This is a genomic window from Phaeodactylibacter luteus, from assembly GCF_007993045.1.
Taxonomy (GTDB): domain Bacteria; phylum Bacteroidota; class Bacteroidia; order Chitinophagales; family Saprospiraceae; genus Phaeodactylibacter; species Phaeodactylibacter luteus.
Genome location: NZ_VOOR01000017.1, coordinates 1 through 17712, shown reverse-complemented (window position 1 = coordinate 17712; position 17712 = coordinate 1). Strand labels below are relative to the sequence as shown.

14 protein-coding genes are annotated in these 17712 nt (G+C 53.6%); 6 read left to right on the top strand and 8 right to left on the bottom strand.

All coding sequences use genetic code 11. The features are described 5' to 3' along the window. Nucleotides 1–306: 306 nt before the first annotated feature. Entirely contained in the window at nucleotides 307–2604 is a 2298-nt protein-coding gene (locus FRY97_RS09715; protein ID WP_147167296.1) for an acyl-CoA dehydrogenase family protein, read from the top strand. Between the two features lie 381 nt (nucleotides 2605–2985). Continuing rightward, nucleotides 2986–4092, top strand: coding sequence for a S1C family serine protease (locus FRY97_RS09710; protein ID WP_147167294.1), 1107 nt, complete (start codon nucleotides 2986–2988; stop codon nucleotides 4090–4092). Between the two features lies 1 nt (nucleotide 4093). Here FRY97_RS09710 and manA read toward each other — a convergent pair whose 3' ends face one another. After that, nucleotides 4094–5287 carry a mannose-6-phosphate isomerase, class I gene (manA, locus tag FRY97_RS09705; protein WP_147167292.1) on the bottom strand — a complete coding sequence of 398 codons (1194 nt, stop codon included), beginning with the start codon at nucleotides 5285–5287 and terminating at the stop codon, nucleotides 4094–4096. Nucleotides 5288–6145: 858 nt separating this feature from the next. Here manA and FRY97_RS09700 point away from each other — a divergent pair. Next, a complete protein-coding gene (locus FRY97_RS09700) occupies nucleotides 6146–6466 on the top strand; it encodes a rhodanese-like domain-containing protein (protein WP_147167290.1) in 321 nt (106 codons plus the stop codon). 45 nt (nucleotides 6467–6511) lie between these two features. Here FRY97_RS09700 and mptB read toward each other — a convergent pair whose 3' ends face one another. From mptB to FRY97_RS09685, 3 genes are all read right to left on the bottom strand, one after another. Then, nucleotides 6512–7840 (bottom strand): polyprenol phosphomannose-dependent alpha 1,6 mannosyltransferase MptB, encoded by a 1329-nt coding sequence (mptB, locus tag FRY97_RS09695; protein ID WP_147167288.1) that lies wholly within the window; start codon nucleotides 7838–7840, stop codon nucleotides 6512–6514. Nucleotides 7841–7854: 14 nt separating this feature from the next. Continuing rightward, nucleotides 7855–9429 (bottom strand): cellulose synthase family protein, encoded by a 1575-nt coding sequence (locus FRY97_RS09690; RefSeq protein WP_147167286.1) that lies wholly within the window; start codon nucleotides 9427–9429, stop codon nucleotides 7855–7857. A gap of 131 nt (nucleotides 9430–9560) precedes the next feature. Continuing rightward, nucleotides 9561–10301, bottom strand: coding sequence for a glycosyltransferase family 2 protein (locus tag FRY97_RS09685; protein ID WP_147167284.1), 741 nt, complete (start codon nucleotides 10299–10301; stop codon nucleotides 9561–9563). 428 nt (nucleotides 10302–10729) lie between these two features. On the opposite strand from FRY97_RS09685, the gene FRY97_RS09680 reads away from it, so the two are divergent. Both FRY97_RS09680 and hutH read left to right on the top strand, forming a co-directional pair. Beyond that, a complete protein-coding gene (locus FRY97_RS09680) occupies nucleotides 10730–12229 on the top strand; it encodes a right-handed parallel beta-helix repeat-containing protein (protein WP_147167282.1) in 1500 nt (499 codons plus the stop codon). A 45-nt stretch (nucleotides 12230–12274) separates the two neighbouring features. Beyond that, nucleotides 12275–13819 carry a histidine ammonia-lyase gene (hutH, locus tag FRY97_RS09675; protein ID WP_147167280.1) on the top strand — a complete coding sequence of 515 codons (1545 nt, stop codon included), beginning with the start codon at nucleotides 12275–12277 and terminating at the stop codon, nucleotides 13817–13819. On the opposite strand, the gene FRY97_RS09670 is transcribed toward hutH, so the two are convergent. After that, nucleotides 13816–14055, bottom strand: coding sequence for a hypothetical protein (locus FRY97_RS09670; protein ID WP_147167279.1), 240 nt, complete (start codon nucleotides 14053–14055; stop codon nucleotides 13816–13818). The two genes, hutH and FRY97_RS09670, sit on opposite strands and share 4 nt — an antisense overlap. Nucleotides 14056–14196: 141 nt before the next feature. Between FRY97_RS09670 and FRY97_RS09665 the strand changes: the two genes are divergently transcribed. After that, nucleotides 14197–15432 carry an HD domain-containing protein gene (locus FRY97_RS09665; protein ID WP_147167277.1) on the top strand — a complete coding sequence of 412 codons (1236 nt, stop codon included), beginning with the start codon at nucleotides 14197–14199 and terminating at the stop codon, nucleotides 15430–15432. Nucleotides 15433–15458: 26 nt separating this feature from the next. Here the strand turns inward: FRY97_RS09665 and FRY97_RS09660 are convergent, their stop codons facing one another. The 3 genes from FRY97_RS09660 to FRY97_RS09650 are packed head-to-tail and all read right to left on the bottom strand — an operon-like array spanning nucleotide 15459 to nucleotide 17543. Further along, nucleotides 15459–15881, bottom strand: a complete 423-nt coding sequence (locus FRY97_RS09660; RefSeq protein ID WP_147167275.1) for a putative signal transducing protein — start codon at nucleotides 15879–15881, stop codon at nucleotides 15459–15461. Nucleotides 15882–15912: 31 nt separating this feature from the next. Then, on the bottom strand, nucleotides 15913–16437 hold the full coding sequence (locus tag FRY97_RS09655) for a ferritin (RefSeq protein WP_147167273.1): 525 nt from the start codon (nucleotides 16435–16437) through the stop codon (nucleotides 15913–15915). Nucleotides 16438–16487: 50 nt separating this feature from the next. Beyond that, nucleotides 16488–17543, bottom strand: a complete 1056-nt coding sequence (locus FRY97_RS09650) for a sensor histidine kinase (RefSeq protein WP_147167271.1) — start codon at nucleotides 17541–17543, stop codon at nucleotides 16488–16490. Nucleotides 17544–17712: the final 169 nt, after the last annotated feature.

Here is a 17712-nt window from a genome sequence, read left to right as displayed (position 1 = left end):
GGCCCCAAAAAAAACGGATAACTGTTTTTCGCCTGCCCAGCTCTGTTTGCCGCACCCAAAACCCAATGAGCCAACACCTTATTTACCAAGATCTCTCCTTAAGTGGTTTTCTCATGATTGAATACCGGCCGCCCCGTCTGAGGGGCGGTCTTTTTCATTTGTCCCCCTTGGGAAAGAAAAGCCCCCGGACAACCTTAAGCCATCCTTAACCGCTTTGCTAAAAACTTTAAAACTGGATCCTGCGTTGAAAAATATGGCTAAAGCTGCTCTGCCAGCTCTGGCAACCCTCACCCAAACCACGACCCAATGGCCATCAACTCAAGCATCAGCATCAGCTATTCCCCAGGTGTGCAAAGCATGCTGCCCATTTTGTACACCGCATGGGCAGACCGGGTGCTTTCCCCTCTGGAAATAAAACTGCTCCGGCAGGCTGCAGCCAATGCCAGCTTCCTTTCCAAAGAAGACCGCAGCCACCTGCTGCAGTGGGGGCAGCCGGACCGCCCGCCTTCGCCTCTGCTCTTCCGGTACTGGGAAATAGAACTGCAGAGAGCTGCTGCCGAGCTGCCGGCCGGTATGCCCAAAACCTTGGCCCATCTGGGCCTACAGATGGGCACCCGGGCTGGAGCAACTGCTTGGGATACTACTGAGGTTTTACGGCAGCTGCAGGAAATGGAAAGCGCGCTCGGGCAAATCAGCCTCGATACCCATCACCAGCTTTTCGGGACTTCGCCCCCAAAGGCGAAAGCAGGGCTCCCGGCCCGCAATGAGCTGGCCAGGCAACTGGCCCAGCTGCTCGATCAGCCTTTCCCCGACCTGCGGGAAAGAATGAGGAGCCTGCTCTCAGGCCCTGGTTTTGAATTGCAGCACTTTGAAGGCAAGGAAGACTATCGAAAACAAGTTTTGGAATGGCTGCTCCACCTGGCACAACAGGGGTTTGGAGCACTCGCCTACCCGTTTGCTCAGGGCGGCCAACAAGACATGGGCGCCTATGCAACGGTTTTCGAAATGCTAGGGTACCACGACCTAAGCTTGGCGGTAAAGTTCGGAGTTCAATTTGGGCTTTTCGGGGGGAGCATTCATCAACTGGGGACCAAACGGCATCATGAGCGCTACTTGGAAGCCATAGGTAAAGGAGAGCTGCTTGGCTGTTTTGCCATGACCGAAACCGGCCACGGATCGAATGTTAGGGGGCTGGAGACTACGATTACATTTGACCCTTCTACGGACGAATTTGTAGTACACTCCCCACGCGAATCTTCTGGCAAGGAATATATAGGGAACGCATTACATGCGCAATTGGCGACTGTCTTTGGGCAGCTCATCACTCATGGAGAAAACCATGGCGTACACGCAGTCCTTGTCCCTATCCGAGACATGGAGGGCAACGTATTGCCTGGGGTAAGGGTGGTTGACTCTGGGTACAAAATGGGGCTGAATGGAGTAGACAATGGCCGCATCTGGTTGGATACCGTCCGAGTGCCCCGGGAGAACCTGCTCGACCGCTTTGGGCAAGTGGACGCACAGGGCCGCTACCACAGCCCTATCCAAAATTCATCTCGGCGCTTTTTCACCATGCTGGGCACTCTGGTGGGCGGCCGTGTGTGTGTGCCCCGCGCCGGGCTGAGCGCTGCAAAGGCCGGGCTGGCAACAGCCATCCGCTATGGGCTTTCCCGGCGTCAGTTCTCCAGCCGCCCAAACAAACCAGAGACCTTACTATTGGACTACCCTAGCCATCAGCGCCGGCTGATGCCGCTGTTGGCAAAGGCCTATGCGCTGCACTTTTCTCTGCAGCAGCTCAGCCAGGATTATGTCGGCCATGATGGAGAAGACATGCGGGAAATAGAGACGCAGGCTGCTGCGCTCAAAGCTTATGCCACCTGGTTCACTACCGCATGCCTGCAAGAATGTAGGGAAGCTTGTGGAGGCAAAGGCTACCTTTCAGAGAACCGCATTGACCGGCTCAAAGCAGATACGGACATATTCACGACCTTTGAAGGGGATAACACGGTACTGATGCAGCTCGTCGCCAAGGGGCTGCTCACCAAATTTCAAAAAGCGTTCAACGAAGACGGCAACCGGGCGCTTTTGCGCTACCTTGGCGGGCGGTTCACCACAGCCGTTTCCGAGCTCAACCCATTTACCGTCAGGAATACCAGCCAACAGCACTTGCTGAGCGAGGAGTTCCACCTGGCTGCGTTCCGTTTCCGCGAAACCAAACTATTGCACAATTTGGGCGAGCGTATGCGCGGGCACATCAAAAATGGCAAAAGCGCCTACGAAGCCGGGCTAATCGTACAGCCGCACATGATTGCTCTGGGAGAAGCTTACGCCGAACGGCTGACTTTGGAGCGCTTCGTGGAAGCTGCCCGCCAATGCCCGGAAGGCGCGCCTCGCCAGGCCTTGCGAAAAGCCTGCCAGCTTTATGCCCTCCATACTATTGAAGCCCATAAAGGCTGGTACTTAGAAGCCGACTATCTGGCCGGCAATAAAACCAAGGCCATCCGCAGAGAAGTGGACGAGCTTTGCAGACAGCTCAGAGCCCTTTCTGCACCGCTGACGGACGCCTTTGGCATTCCGGATGCATTTGTCGGCATCAAGCCTTGATCAATGTTTGACCGAATAATGAACGGCCGCAAACCAAGTTGTTTTAGAGCGTGTTGGATTTTGGCCTTCTAGTCGGAAACTAGCAACTTTTTGATTAGACGAGACCCGAAAACCGGAGTTTAGCCAAGTCCCACTTTTTATGCACAAAAGCGGGAAGGATTTTCGGGGCGAAGTATAAGCGAAAAAGTGCCCCGCTGTCTAGCGGGATAGACCGATTACTAAAGCCCCAATACGCTCTTAAAGGTTCGCCGTTTTGCTGCTTTTGCCGTTTGAACTGTCAAACGCCTCAATAAGCCAGCTGCCAGAACTCACAATATCTATAATCTACAGTTGGGGTGGCCCCTCCATCCACCCTTACTTAAGGAGACAAACAGCTAAACTATGAAATCAATTGCTATCGGCATTCTCATTGCTGTATGTAGCGCTCTGTGCACCTTCTTTTTGCTGCAGCACCAATTGCAGTTGGGAGCTTTATCACAGAGCGCCAATGCATCGCCAGTGCTCACTTCTCAAAGGTCAGGGCCTGCCCCAGCCCCTGTCAACCTGAGCCCTGGCCCGCTCCGGCAAGCCCCGCTTGCTGATTTTGTGGCGACCTCCAAGCTCGTTACCTCTGCCGTGGTGAACATCAATACCCTCAGTGCCAGCGGGTACCGGATCGCCTCCGGCTCAGGCGTCATCATCGCTTCTGACGGGTACCTCATCACCAACCATCACGTCATTGAAGACGGCAGCACCTTTGAGGTCTCTATGTTCGACAAAAGGAAACTTGAGGCAGAGCTCATCGGCTCCGACCCTACAACAGACCTGGCCTTGCTGAAAATTGACGCCCGTGGCTTAAGGCACCTGGTCTACGGAGATTCTGATGGGGTAGAAGTTGGGCAGTGGGTCTTGGCCGTCGGCAACCCCTTCAACCTCTCCTCTACCGTCACTGCGGGGATTGTAAGCGCCAAAGCCAGAAATATCAACATTTTGCGCGGCTCCTACTCCATCGAATCCTTCATTCAGACCGACGCAGTGGTCAACCCTGGCAATAGCGGAGGCGCATTGGTCAATGAGCAAGGCGAGCTGATAGGCATCAACACCGCTATCATCAGCGAATCGGGCGGATATGAAGGGTACTCCTTCGCTATCCCCTCCAACTTGGTCCGGAAAGTCATCCGGGATATACGTGAGTTCGGAGAAGTGCAACGTGCGATCTTGGGCATCGGCATAGCAGAAGTAACAGGCGAACTAGCCCAACGGCTATCCTTGCCAAGCGTGGCGGGTGTTTATGTCAATAATGTGAGCCGGGGCAGCAGTGCTGCTGAAGCAGGGCTCCGGCAAGGCGATGTCATCATCAGCATCAATGCGGTGAAAACCAATTCTGTACCTCAGCTCCAAGAACAGATTGCCCTCTTCCGCCCCGGAGAGCGGGTTAGCCTGGAGTTTTACCGGGACGGGCAGAAGTACCGCCGGGACAACGTCGTCCTACAAAGCCTGACAGAGTAAATCAGCCCGGCAGGGTAGCCCAGAAGAGGTCCGCTGCCTCTATGGCCCGCAGCTTCAAAGCAGTGCCTGCGGGCCATAAAAAAGCCTGCCCCCTACTGAACTGCTGCCCCTCGCCTACTGCTACCTTGCCGCCTAATACGATCGCTATCCCGATATGCTTGGCAGAGCCGGTATCATACGTTGATGCTTTGCCGAGCTGAATCCGCCGGAGCTCAAAATCTTCCGCTGGAGTTTGGAAAACCTGCAGCGCCCCCTGTTCGCTGCCCTCGATAAGCTTTGGAGCAACCGGATCAAAAACCAAGTGGTTCATCAGTTCTGGCACATCAATATGCTTAACGGTCAGCCCGCCCCGGAAGACATTATCGGAATTGGCCATCAGCTCCATATTGGCGCCCTCTAAGTAAGCATGGGGGATGCCTGCCCCCTGATAAATGCCCTGACCGGGCGCTACGTACACCAAGTTGAGCAGGTAAACAGAAAAAACACCGCGGTCAAACCCCTCCCCTTCGCCTTTGGTATACTGCTGGAATGCCCGGTAAGCCCAAAAGTCAGGGTTCTCACGCCCCGATGGCGGATCAGCAGACAAAGCACGGTACAATGGCAATAATAATTGGTCTACCTCTGATTGGGGGCAGGCCATTAAATACTCGTATGCCTTGGGAAGCCCTCTGCTGGCAATCAACTCTCGGACAGGCCAAAGCGCTTCCCTGGAAGCGAGCACGGCTTCGAGCTGCAGAGCCGGACGGAACCCGTGCAGCAGCCAGAAATCGGTCAGGGCGACCATGACCTCCGGTTTGTGGTTGTCGTCTTTAAAATTGCGATAAGGGGCATCAATGGGGATGCCCGCCTGGTTTTCACGGGCAAAGCCGGCCTTGGCCTGCGCTTTGTTGGGATGGCTTTGTATGGACAGCATCTCTCTTACATCCAACACCTTGAAAAGAAAAGGCAGCTCGCCTGCAAAGCCCTTTACCACCTTAGGGCCTAGCCATTCTGGGCGTTCCCGGAGCAACTGCCCCAACGGCCGCTTCCCTCCATCAATCAGCACAGTGGCCTCCCCTCTGTTGTGCGCGCCCAGCCAATATTCTGCTGCAGGCTGTCCGCTCCTCGGAAAGCCGGTCAACTCAGGGATAAAATCATAGCCGCCCCAGGCATAATCCTGTACCACCCCTTCCAATAAGTATACTTGGTTTTTCATCTGCCAGTTCCTCTTGCGTGATTATACGGCCAAAATACAAATTGCCGGCAAGGCAACCCCTTTTGGCACAAGCCAGATGCTCATTTTTATGGGGCCTGCCCCTGCCGCAGGCAGGTGCCGCTATGCTGCGGGGCTCGCTATTCGCTCGGCCCTATCGGGCTTGCCACCCCTCCGCAGCGCTAGTCCTTACATGCCCTTGCATCGTGCAAGCCCTGTAGTGCCACCTTGCCCCTTTGGGCCTTTTTTGTCACAAAACACAACACTCTGCACTGCTCCACCCTGTATTCGATCGTGCTCATCCATAGGGACTACAAACAACAGAAAGTACTTTCCTCAGCCCTTTCAGCCTCTGTAAACGAAGAGAGGTTTGCTCTTTTCCGATAAGCCGTTGAGGCATGGAAAATGGAAAAATCAAAGAAAGGCTTTTAACCCTGTCATTTTTTTATTTTATAAATTAAAAAATGTGACATGCTTTTTGAAAAAAAGCCTATAAAGCACTGAAATTCATTCTTTTAACCCAAAAAAACAAATCAGTACTTAAATATAGCAAAAGCGCTACTTTTGCAATCAAATGCAACACAAACCAACCTACATGCCCCGCCAAACCACAACCTTAGCAACTCCTTACCTATTCTTTGAGCCACTTTGTCTTTTGACATTAGGAGCTCTCCTCACTAATCAAGGGTTTAACGATCCTCACATCACTGCCTTGAATGGCGAATGAACGAACAACACTTAGTAAAAAGCCCTTCAAGGGCTTTTTATGTTTCTTCTCCTTGCGCCTAATGAGCCCCTTGTGATGGCCATCACTGATATTGACCTCCAAACAGCCCCATATTTGTAAAAAAAACAACGACCATGTTTGGAATAATCAATCAGCTTTTCGGTTCAGGTGCAGATACGGCTAACATCAAAGCACAGCTCGATAATGGCGCTATGCTCTTAGATGTGCGCACACCAGGCGAGTTCAATAGTGGCCATGCCAAGGGAGCTGTCAACATCCCCCTACAATCTTTGCAGCAAAATCTGGAAAAAATCAAAAAATCGGGAAAGCCCGTTGTCGCATACTGCCGCTCGGGCAACCGTAGTGGAATGGCCGCCCAGATGCTAACGCAAAACGGCATAGAAGCTTACAACGCAGGCAGCCTCGGCCAGGTAGAGGCCATTATGAAAGGCTAACCCATCGGGGCAGAACTAATGCTATACCATGTGCCCGGCAGCTGCTTAAGCAGCTGTCGGGCTTTTCTTTGCAGCACTGCCCCAGCGCCATTCCCACACCCCCCATCCTGCAACAGCCAAGTACTCCAGTGCCACTACCGCCAGGTTCTCATGGTATACGCCCCCTTGATAATTGATATAGGTCAAAGGCACCAATATTGACCAGGCTACCGGAAAGCGAAACCGGGTAAAACAGCTCAACAAAAGAGGGAGCGCAACATACCAAGGGTGAACGGTAGGGGTGAACGCCAGGTACAGGCATATAGCAGCAAGCCAATACCCCATCCTCATCGGCTCCCCGCCCTGCTGTGCTTCTTTGTACGCCAAGAGCAGCACCCCAAAAAAAGTCCCTACCGCCAAGCTTGGCCCTATCCAGGCAATGAGGTTATAGCCGGCCCACTGATAGCCGGCCCACCGGAGTAGATAGTACACACTGGCATTGAACTCGAACCGCCGGAAGTAAAGGTCTAGGCTACTGCCGAAGCCATCAAAAAACGCCTGCCCCAGCAATGGGCCGAACAACAACAGCAGCACGGCCCCCATTAGGGCAAAATACCGGATGCTGCCCTTGATGCCCAGCAAACGGATCAAGAAAGGCATAAAAATCAAGGGCAGGAGCTTGGCTGCCACAGCCAGGGCCATAGCCAGTGCGCTCAAAGCCAACTTTTTCCGGTGAAGCCCCCATAAAGCAGCGACCAGGAAGAATACCATCGCCCCTTCGAAATGAAGGTTGCCCATCACCTCTACCAAGATCAATGGGTTCAAAAGGTACCAGAATGCAGCCCGCTCCGAAAGCCCAACCCGAGCCAACAATTTTGGCAGCAGCCAAATGCTACCCAGTTCAAAACAGAACAAAAACGCTTTCATGAGCATCGTACTGCCGTAGATGCTCTCTGGGAAAGCCAGGCAGGACAGCGCAAAAATGCCTTGGGCCACAGGGGGGTAGATGGTGAAGTACTCAGGAGAGTTCAGCCGGGCAAACAGCTCTGGCGTGATGCCATTGGGAAGTCTGGGCCATCCCATTAGCTCGGCCGGCGTTGCAGCAAATGGGTTGATGCCACTCAGGATAAGCCTCCCATCCCATAAAAAACGATAGATATCATCGGACAGCTGCGGCATCGCAGGCCAAAGGAGCAAACGGGCAAGAATGGCCAGGGCGAACAGATGTTTCACAGGCGGCCCTCCCTTGCTCATCAGGCCCAGGTAGCCCAAAAAAGCCAAAGTATAGCCTCCAGCAATATGCCAGAACTCGTGCTGTGCAGGCCACCAGCCTACCCAGGCGGCCCCTCCTGCCAAGCCAATACTCCAGCCCCAGTGTATTTTGCTGCCGGACATGGGCTGCTGCTGGTTTAAGCTTGGCTCCTATGCCGGAGCGTATAGTAGAAAATAGCCCCATAGCCCAAAGCGAGCATTAGGTGGAATACCAGGAAGGTCGTATTCTGAATATAAATACCGCCCACCACCGCTGCGGTGAAATAAAGGGCAAGGGCCCCTTCCAGGATGGTCGTCCAGGTCAGTTGCTGCGTAAGGTACTTACTGCTGCGGAAGCTATCGCCCATGCCTTTGATGTTGAACTTTGGGGTGCGGACAAAGGGAGACTGCTTGCCCCTCCAGCCTTCGATTACCGCGACGGTATTATGGAGCGCCAGCCCCATGGAAAGAGACAAGAACATAGGGAAAAGGCTGACGAATTTATACAAAGCCTTGCCATAAGAGTGCCGGTGTACCGGAGCCTGTACATTGGCAACGTAATACACCGCAATGATCGATAGCAGCCCTACGAGGAAATAAGCAAAAAAGTCTTTGCTGAAACCTACATGTATCAAATCTCCCAAAAAGAAGAGCAAGGGCACACTTGAAACGCCTGTGATGAAAACAAAAGCAAAAATAGTACTGGCCAGCAGATGGCTGGTCGCATGGATTTTCTGGTTCAGCGTCAAATTGGAAGACCAGACTGTAGGCAGCATCTTGCGGGCAGTCTCAGCCCCGCCCTTCATCCAACGGAACTGCTGCGACTTCAATGCGTTCATTTCTACCGGCAGCTCCGCAGGCGAGCCGACCTCTTCCCGGAAAAAGATTTTCCACCCTTTGAGCTGTGCGCGTATACTGAGGTCCAGGTCTTCCGTAAGCGTATCTGCTTCCCATCCTCCGGCATCTTCAATTGTCTCACGGCGCCACACCCCTGCCGTACCATTGAACTGTAGCAGATATTCGCCTGTCATTCGGCCCACCTGCTCTACTGTAAAATGCACATTGAGCTGCAACGCCTGTAGCTTCGTGATCAGGGAGTAATCTTGGTTGATGTGCTCCCAGCGGGTCTGCACTACCCCAATGACAGGGTCTTGGAAATAAGGGATGGTCTGCTTTAAAAAGTCTGGCCGGGGCAGGAAGTCTGCATCAAAAATAGCGATAAACTCCCCTTCTGCTATTTCCATAGCATCGCGAAGCGCTCCCGCCTTGTAGCCTTGCCGCTTCTTCCGCTGTACCTGCCGGATATTGACCCCCTGTGCCCGATAATGCGCTACCCGTTTGCGGACCACTTCCACGGTTTCATCAGTAGAATCATCCAGCACATGTATTTCAAAACGATCGCGCGGATAGTCAAAAGCGGCTACGGCATCGATGAGGCGCTCGATAACATAAAATTCGTTGTAAATCGGCAGCTGCACGGTCACAAAAGGATAAGCTTCGCCCGGCTCCTCTTCAAGTACGGGCGTGCCCCCCTCCAGCACAAGCTCCGCAGCCCGTGATGACACCGCCTTTGCCTTAGGCACAGAGGGCTCCCGCTGCAAGCCGAGTGCTACTTCGCGCTGATGCCGCTTGTAATGATATAGCAGGTTGAACTGCATCACGCAGTAGACCGTGATGTAGAAGAGGGAGATCGTATAAATAGCCAGAACCGAATAGGCGATTACTAAAGTCATTGCCAAGAAGGAATTTAATATGCACTAGAATTGGCGGCGCGGCAAGTACCGAACAGCCTTGCAGGAAAAGCCTGCCGCCAAGCTTGCACCTTGGAGGGCTAAGCGACAGCCCAGCCCACACGCAGCATTTGTTAAACCAATTTAAAAATCGTCCATAGGATTTTATAGCCCGCCAAGATGCTCCCCTTGACGGTGCCAGACACTTTAGACACCCCAATGCGCCGGCGGTAACTCACCGGCACCTCAGTGGCCTTCATTTTTTGTTTGGCTGCTTTGACCTGCATCTCGACCGTCCAGCCGAAATTGGGGTCTTGCATATTCAGTTCCAGCAATTTATCGTACCGGACAGCCCGGAAAGGCCCCAGGTCCGTAAAGTGGTAGTTGTAAATCAGTCGGATAAGGGTGGTAGCCAGCCAGTTGCCAAAAATTTGCTGGGGCATCATTGCACCAGCTTCCAGCTGCCCCAGTGCCCGCGAGCCAATGACCAGGTCGTAGCCTGCTTCGAGCAGTGGGGCTACAACTTTTGGCATTTCATCGGGGTGATCAGAATAATCAGCATCCAGAAAAACGACGATGTCCGGCTTTTCGCTGTCTGGGCGGGAAGCAATATGCGCCATCCCTTTCAGACAAGCGCTGCCATAGCCTTTCCTCAGCTCTGTCAGCACCGTTGCCCCGGCCTGCTCCGCAACTTCTGCAGTACGGTCTGTGCTCCCGTTATTGCAGACCAGCACTTCACGGGCCCAACCGGGCGGTATGTCAGCAATTACTTTTCCTATCGACTCCTCTTCGTTGAAAGCCGGTATGATGACGTCAATAACGGGTTTACTCAATGCATGCCAGATTTGCAGCAAAGGTAGCAGAAATATCTTCATAAAAGCTGTCCTGGGCATAACATTTCCCCCTTGACACATCTTACTATCCCGCTAGGATGAACGACTTAGCCCCGCATGCCCTGCTGCCTGCTATTCCAATATAAGCGGGGAAAAGCTAGGTGATTTGTCCGGGAAGCTGCTATTTTTGGCGCACCTAACCTGCCCCCTGAGCCGTTATAGTCCAGCAACTCAGGGTTTCGCTCCGCGTCTACTGCGTGGTGTGAAATTGTGGCGAAGCCATTTTTTTTAGCTCGCAAGGCGGAAAACGGAGGCGATGCCGGCGCGAAGCTTAGGTAAAGGAGGCCCCACGATGAAGCCGGCGAGGCTTTTCAACTTGCCTGCGGTGCGCAAGCAGCCGCAGCGAAGTGGACAGAAATCACAAATCTTAGGTTGCCGGACTATATCTATAACAAATACCTGACCGACGTATGAAAATGTACCTTATCGCCCTCATCGGCATAGCACTGTCCCTTCTTTTTTTCGCTTGCGACGACGATGAGGCCTTCCTTACCGGCGGCAGCTTCAACCTAGAGTTCTCTACCGATACCCTACGCTTCGATACGGTATTCACAGCCTTGGGCTCAGCTACCCTTTCCTTTAAAGTTTACAACCGAAATGACCAGCCTGTGCTCATCGACGAGGTCCGCCTTGGCGGCAACCCCAACGGGAAGTTCCGCATGAATGTCAATGGCTTCCCAGGCGATGAGGTAGAGCAGGTCGAAATCTGGCCCAACGACAGCATCTATGTTTTTGTGGAAGTGACCATCAACCCCGATGAAGACCTCTCCATAAGCCCTTTTGTAATAGAAGACCAAGTCGTATTCCGGACCGGGGAAAAGACATCGGCCGTACGCCTCGAAGCCTGGGGGCAAAATGCTAATTATTTCCCTAGCCGCTTCAACCGCGGGGTGCCTACCCTGCTCACTTGCAATGGGCAGACAATCACCTGGGACGACCCCAAGCCCTATGTCATATACGGGCAAATCCTAATTGACAGCTGTGCCTTGGAAGTGGCCGCCGGCACCCGGATCTATGTGCATGGGGGCATTGCCCAAAATGAGCTCTTTGGCACCTTCAACGATGGCATACTCTACACCCTCCAAAATGGCCGCATCGAACTGAACGGCACCCCGGATGCCCCTATCATAGTACAAGGGGACCGGCTCGAAGAGGCCTTCGCCGAAGAGCCCGGACAGTGGCAGGGCATCATCATCGGCAAAGGCAGCCGCGGCAACCGGATGTCCTATACCACGGTCAAGAACAGTATTTTTGGCGTGTACGTGGACTCCCTGGGCGAGCTCAACGCCCAAAACTCAAGATTTTACAACACCAACAACAGTGGCATCATCGGCTTCCACAGCACCATCAATATGGAAAACTGCCTGGTGTACAACAACTTTGGCAACTCTGTCCAGCTCATACAAGGCGGGGACTACAACTTTGACTACTGCACGGTAGCCAGCTATGGGGTGGACGCCTCTGCCATCGCACTCTCTAATTTCTTTTGCTATGATTCCCCTTTGACTTGTGAAGTGAGAAGGGACTACCGAATGCGCGCCCGGTTCCGCAACTCTATTTTCTTTGGGTCTAGCAGGGATGAGCTCCGCTTTTCCGACATCAGCGGAGGGGACGCCCCCTTTCTATTCGATGTCCGGTTCGAAAACTGTATCGTGAAAGTGGACCAGCTGCTTACCCAGCAGGACGGCCTTTATGCAGGCTTCTTGGAATCAGGAGATTGCAGCAACTGTATCAACGCCAGCCGGGAAGATGCCCTTTTTGCAGCACCAAATGAAGACAACTACCTGTTGGACACCCTTTCTGTGGCAGAAGGCATGGCCCTGCCGCTTCCTGGCATTACGACCGACTTAGACAACAACCAAAGGGATGCCCAGGCTCCGGATATCGGTTGCTACGAATACCAATATTGACCTCCTTTTTACGCGCACTAACCAGTTACATAAAACCAATACGACATGCCAACTTTCTACCTCGGCCAAGACCACCTGACGGCCGGAAAAGCGCTCGACATTTGCCAGGGCCGCACCACAGCAGCCCTATCTGCTCATCAATGGGAAAAAGTAGAGGCCTGTGCCCGTACCGTGGCGCGTATCGCCCATGAAGAAGCTGCCGTCTACGGCATCAACACCGGATTTGGGCCCTTGTGCAGCACAAAAATTTCTACTTCAGATACCGCCCGGCTACAACACAACCTCCTGATCAGCCACAGCGTTGGCGTTGGGCAGCCCATTCCCGAGCACACCGCCCGCCTCATGCTCATCCTGAAAGCACATGCCTTGGCGCAGGGGTTTTCGGGCATCTCCCGGCCCACCTTAGAGCGCATTCTATGGCACATTGAGCACCACATTACGCCTGTGGTGCCAGAGCAGGGCTCTGTCGGGGCTTCGGGCGACCTTGCCCCCCTTGCACACCTTTTCCTCCCGCTGATCGGGGAAGGGCAAGTGCTTTACAAGGGGGAAAACACCCCTACCGCCGCCATGCTTCAGGCAGAAGGGATGGCCCCAATGCAACTGCAGCCTAAAGAAGGGCTCGCCCTCATCAATGGCACACAGTTCATCGCCGCTTTTGCCGTTGAGACGCTCGACCGCATGCATGCCTGCCTCAGTCATGCCGACCTCATCGGTGCACTGATGATAGAAGGGCTGCTGGGCTCCGCCTCCCCTTTCCATCCTGCCTTGCACGACCTGCGGCCTTTTGCAGGCTCCCGCCATGTGGCCGCCCGCATACGGCAAATGCTTGAGGGCTCCGAAATTTTATCCTCCCACACCCATTGCGACCGGGTGCAGGACCCTTACTCCCTGCGCTGCATACCACAGGTGCACGGCGCATCCCGCAATGCATGGCTCCACCTCAAGGGCCTCTTGGAAACTGAACTGAATGCAGTGACGGACAACCCGGTCATCCTCAATGAAGACCTTTCCATAAGCGGGGGCAATTTCCACGGCCAGCCTATGGCACTGCCGTTAGACTACGCTTGCCTGGCCGCCTCTGAAATTGGGAATATCTCTGACCGGCGCTGTTACCTTTCCCTGACTGGGATAGATGGGGCGGTGCCCAAGCTGCTGATGAAAGACACCGGCACCAATTCGGGCTTTATGATCTTGCAGTACACTGCAGCTGCGCTAGCTAGTGAAAACAAAGGGCTCTGCTTTCCAGCCAGCGCCGACAGCATCTCCACATCCCTAGGCCAGGAAGACCACGTCAGCATGGGGTCTATTGGTGGGCGGAAAGCCCTTAGGGTGGTAGAGAACCTAGAAAAAATCTTAGCTATCGAGCTGTTGTGCGCTGCACAGGCTTTTGATTTCCGCCGCCCGCTAAGGTCAGGCGCAGTCTTAGAAGCTATCCATAGCCGGGTACGCGACAGCATAAGCTTTGCTACAGAAGACCGGATATTTGCCGATGACATTGAACAAGCCCGGCAGCTGCTCTTGGGCCGAGACCTGCTGACGATCAGCAAGGGGATACAAACACCCTTGGATGGACAATTTGAGGTGTATTAGCAAGCGCGTGGCACGGGCAAGCCATCTACCACAATCAGCCGGTCCAAGCGGATGGCTTGCCCGGTGCTCAACAGCAGGTATTCTGCTTTCTCGCGGATAAAAAAGTCTTGGATCACCCCTTCCGCCCGTTGTAGCCCCCCGCTCTCGTCACGGTAGGTAATCTGGCATAGCCTGCGCAGCGTGGCACGGGCTTCCAGTTCGTCATAGAAGGAACAATTGATCGGCTGGTACTCCATTGTATGAGAAGATTAAAGCCTGCATAGATAAAATGAAGGCCAAACTGCAAACCAGGCTTTGCTGGCAAGGTTGTACCTTTGAAAAGCCCTCGGCGGGCATTTTGTCCCGGCGCAAAGGCAAGGTATGCGAAAACCTCCGCTATGAAAAATAAAAAAATCCTGAACGACCCGGTCTATGGTTTTGTCGGGATCCCCTACGGCCTAATTTTCAACTTGGTAGAACACCCCTACTTTCAGCGCCTGCGCCGCATCAAACAAACGAGCCTGACCCACCTGGTCTACCCTGGTGCACTGCATACGCGCTTCCACCACGCCCTCGGCGCCCTGCACCTGATGCAGCAGGCCATAGAAGTGCTGCGCTCTAAAGACGTACACATCACGCCTGAAGAGGCAGAAGGGGTCTGCATCGCCATTTTGCTACATGATATTGGGCACGGCCCTTTTTCTCATACCCTCGAACATACCTTGATGCAAGTGACCCATGAAGAAATTTCTGCCTACTTCATGGAGGAGCTCAATGAGGTATTTGATGGCCGGCTGCAGCTGGCCATACGGATATTCAATGGGGAGTACCATAAACCATTCCTTCAACAGCTTGTCTCAGGGCAGCTCGATATGGACCGGATGGACTACCTCAACCGGGACAGCTTCTTTACTGGAGTACACGAGGGGGTCATTGGCTATGACCGCATCATCAAAATGCTGTCGGTCCGCAATGGGGAGCTTGTTGTAGAAGAAAAGGGCATTTACTCTATCGAAAAATTCTTGGTAGCCAGGCGCATCATGTACTGGCAGGTTTACCTCCACAAGACGGTCCTCTCGGCAGAACGGATGATGATTGCTGCGATGAGCCGGGCCAAGGCCCTTGCCAGGGCAGGGGCTGAACTGCCGGCCTCCCCTGCACTCAGCTTTTTCCTCCACCACGAGCCCGGCGAGCAGGATTTCAAAGCGCACAGGAAAGAATTGTTGCAACGCTTTGCCCAGCTCGATGACTTTGACATCATCTCAGCCCTGAAAGTCTGGCAAGGGCATGAAGACCCCCTGCTCTCTTTTTTAGCACAAAGCCTGACCGACCGCCGGCTATACCGGTTGGAATTCAGCCTTGAGCCTTTTTCTGAAGCCTATGTGCAGCGGGTAACGGACCGAGTCATGGCATGGAGCGGATTAGGAGAATGGGCCCTGCCCTATCTGATTATTAGAGGACAAGAAAGCAATGCTGCTTACCGCAAAACCAAAGACGAAATTAGTATCTTAAGGAAAGATGGGAGCGTAAAACCTATGTCAGAAAGTATGGACCACTTCCTACAGTCTCAGGCTGTAACCAAATACTACCTCTGCTATCCCAAAACCGAGCGGACATCCATTGCTCAGCGCTAGAAACCAGCCTGCTGCTTAGCGGGCCTTCAAAAAAAATCCCACCAAGTATTCACCCAACCCCTGCTGCGCAGGAGCGCCCTTAACAGCAGCAGTAGCATCATAACGCCCAAGAGCCAGGCCCATGTAGGCAGGCGGCGGGAGCTGGAATTCAAAGCTTGCTGATAAGCAATATCTTCATAGTCGGCTTCCCGGAAGTCTTCTTCCACTGAAGCCGCCTTTTGATGGTCTATCCGGGCGAACACTTGGGCTGCTGCTGCCAGGTCTGCTTCTCGGACATGCAGCCCTATCTGCCCTCCGCCTCCAAGAGGGAGGGCAGACATAACGTTGGTGTTGGAAATATAATGCGGGATGCCCGCCTGCCGAAGGTGGGCAGCATACATTCGGGCTTCCGGTTCTAGGAAGAAATACCGTGCCGCAACAATCTGCCCTTCGCCCGCAAAACTGCCCATCGGCCCGCTTATGTCCTCCCAGCCTTCCAATTTAAGCCTCTTCCGCTCCTTCGGCTGCAGCCGCCATCGCATTTACCTTTTCTACCTCCATATCGATGTAGTATAAGCTCTGCGGACCGTCGCCGATGAGCTTGAGCTTATCCAAGATAGAGCGCATCAAAGCTTCCTCTTCGCGCTGCTCCTCCACGTACCACTGCAGGAAATTCAGTGTGGTATGGTCATTCTCCTCGTAGCCGATTTTCAGCAATCCGTGGATAGAGGCCGTCACCTTCTGCTCGTGCGCGTATACCTCTTCGAACAGGGCCTTGACAGAGTCAAACTCGTGAGGCGGCTGTGCTATAGCCGGGGTGAGCGCATGCCCATCCACCTCGCTGAGGTAATAAAAGATTTTCAGCATGTGCATACGCTCCTCCTCTGACTGCCGGTGCATAAATTTGGCACACCCTTCCAGGCCTTCCTTATCACACCAAGATGCCATCGAGAGGTAAAGGTAAGAGGCATAGCCTTCCAGCGCAATTTGCTTATTCAGCGCTGTTTCCATTTTTTCTGAGATCATAGTACTCTTTATTTTCGATGCGAAAATAGCACTTTTCAGGCAAGGGGCTCCTAAATAGCCCCATCAATAAGTGGAAGCCTGACGCAAAACTGGCCATCTGTTTGCACCACTTCCACCTTCCGGTTGGAAAAATAAGCATAACGCCGGCTGATGTTCTCGAGCCCTACGCCTGTAGAGTCTGCTACTTGCTTTTTGGGCTGCAGCGTATTGCAGACTTCTGCCCATTCCCCCTTTGCAACAACCCGTATAACAAGTGGCTGTGCTTGGCTGATGATGTTGTGCTTGATCGCATTCTCCAACAGCATTTGCAGAGAGAGCGGGGCCATAGACTTAGATAAGGCCTCTGGCGCAACCTCCAGCCCGATCTGAAGGTTGTCCTCGAACCGCTCCCGGACCAGGAAGCGGTAAGCCTCCAAAAAAGACAGCTCTTCCTCCAAGGTGACCAGCTGCTTGCCTCTTATCTCTAAAATATACCGGTACACTTTGGACAAGTGCTGTACGAAGCGGACCGCCCTAGCCTCATCCTCTGGTATCAGGTAGGCAAGGGTATTGAGGCTATTGAACAAGAAATGCGGGTTGACCTGGCTTCTCAGCCCTTCGAGCTGGGATTCTGCTTGTGCCCGCCTGAGCTGCTCGGCTTCTAACAGGGTTTGTTTCCAGTTGTGATAAAAGTAGACCGCCTCGTAGATGCTGCCTGTCAGCGCCAATATCAGAAAGGAGCCCACCGCCATATCGAATTCGCTGACGGCCACCTCGCCCATGTCGTTGAGGAACGATACACAAAGCCAGCCCAACAGCAGATTGACCAAGAAAAAAACAGCTATCATGGTGCCCCAAGTGCGCAGCACGCGGCGCTTGGTCTGCCCCGCGCCAGGATGGCGCTTACGGAAATAGATGAACACCGTCCGGGCAGAAAGCCAATACGATGCCGTATAAATGCCAGAGACCAGCCATTTGGGCCAGTAAGCAGACAGCCCTTCCGACAGGGTAGCATCAAAAAGGAGCAGTGGAATGGAGAAGCTGAGCAATGGGATACCGAGCAGCAAAAGCCACCGGTCATCAAACCCCAGCCATTTCCAAGGCTGCTCCTTCAATTCTTCTTGCATTTGTTAAGCTGATTTTTGGTGCCCAGGCCGCTCCCTAAAGATAGCAAACAGCCGGGAGCACCCCTAGCGGGCGCAAACCAGATTGCCGTTTTTTGGGCCTGCCCCCTCCGTAAGGATAGGGGCCTGCCCCTGCCTGATGGCAGGTGCCGCTATGCTCCGGGGCTCGCTG

Excerpts from the sequence above, each read along its gene's own strand:
- FRY97_RS09655 (WP_147167273.1), bottom strand. The coding sequence starts at position 16,437 with ATGATCTCAGAAAAAATGGAAACAGCGCTGAATAAGCAAATTGCGCTG.
- mptB (WP_147167288.1), bottom strand. The coding sequence starts at position 7,840 with ATGTCCGGCAGCAAAATACACTGGGGCTGGAGTATTGGCTTGGCAGGA.
- FRY97_RS09710 (WP_147167294.1), top strand. The coding sequence starts at position 2,986 with ATGAAATCAATTGCTATCGGCATTCTCATTGCTGTATGTAGCGCTCTG.
- FRY97_RS09715 (WP_147167296.1), top strand. The coding sequence starts at position 307 with ATGGCCATCAACTCAAGCATCAGCATCAGCTATTCCCCAGGTGTGCAA.
- FRY97_RS09680 (WP_147167282.1), top strand. The coding sequence starts at position 10,730 with ATGAAAATGTACCTTATCGCCCTCATCGGCATAGCACTGTCCCTTCTT.
- FRY97_RS09650 (WP_147167271.1), bottom strand. The coding sequence starts at position 17,543 with ATGCAAGAAGAATTGAAGGAGCAGCCTTGGAAATGGCTGGGGTTTGAT.
- FRY97_RS09700 (WP_147167290.1), top strand. The coding sequence starts at position 6,146 with ATGTTTGGAATAATCAATCAGCTTTTCGGTTCAGGTGCAGATACGGCT.
- FRY97_RS09685 (WP_147167284.1), bottom strand. The coding sequence starts at position 10,301 with ATGAAGATATTTCTGCTACCTTTGCTGCAAATCTGGCATGCATTGAGT.
- hutH (WP_147167280.1), top strand. The coding sequence starts at position 12,275 with ATGCCAACTTTCTACCTCGGCCAAGACCACCTGACGGCCGGAAAAGCG.
- FRY97_RS09660 (WP_147167275.1), bottom strand. The coding sequence starts at position 15,881 with ATGGGCAGTTTTGCGGGCGAAGGGCAGATTGTTGCGGCACGGTATTTC.
- FRY97_RS09690 (WP_147167286.1), bottom strand. The coding sequence starts at position 9,429 with ATGACTTTAGTAATCGCCTATTCGGTTCTGGCTATTTATACGATCTCC.
- manA (WP_147167292.1), bottom strand. The coding sequence starts at position 5,287 with ATGAAAAACCAAGTATACTTATTGGAAGGGGTGGTACAGGATTATGCC.
- FRY97_RS09670 (WP_147167279.1), bottom strand. The coding sequence starts at position 14,055 with ATGGAGTACCAGCCGATCAATTGTTCCTTCTATGACGAACTGGAAGCC.
- FRY97_RS09665 (WP_147167277.1), top strand. The coding sequence starts at position 14,197 with ATGAAAAATAAAAAAATCCTGAACGACCCGGTCTATGGTTTTGTCGGG.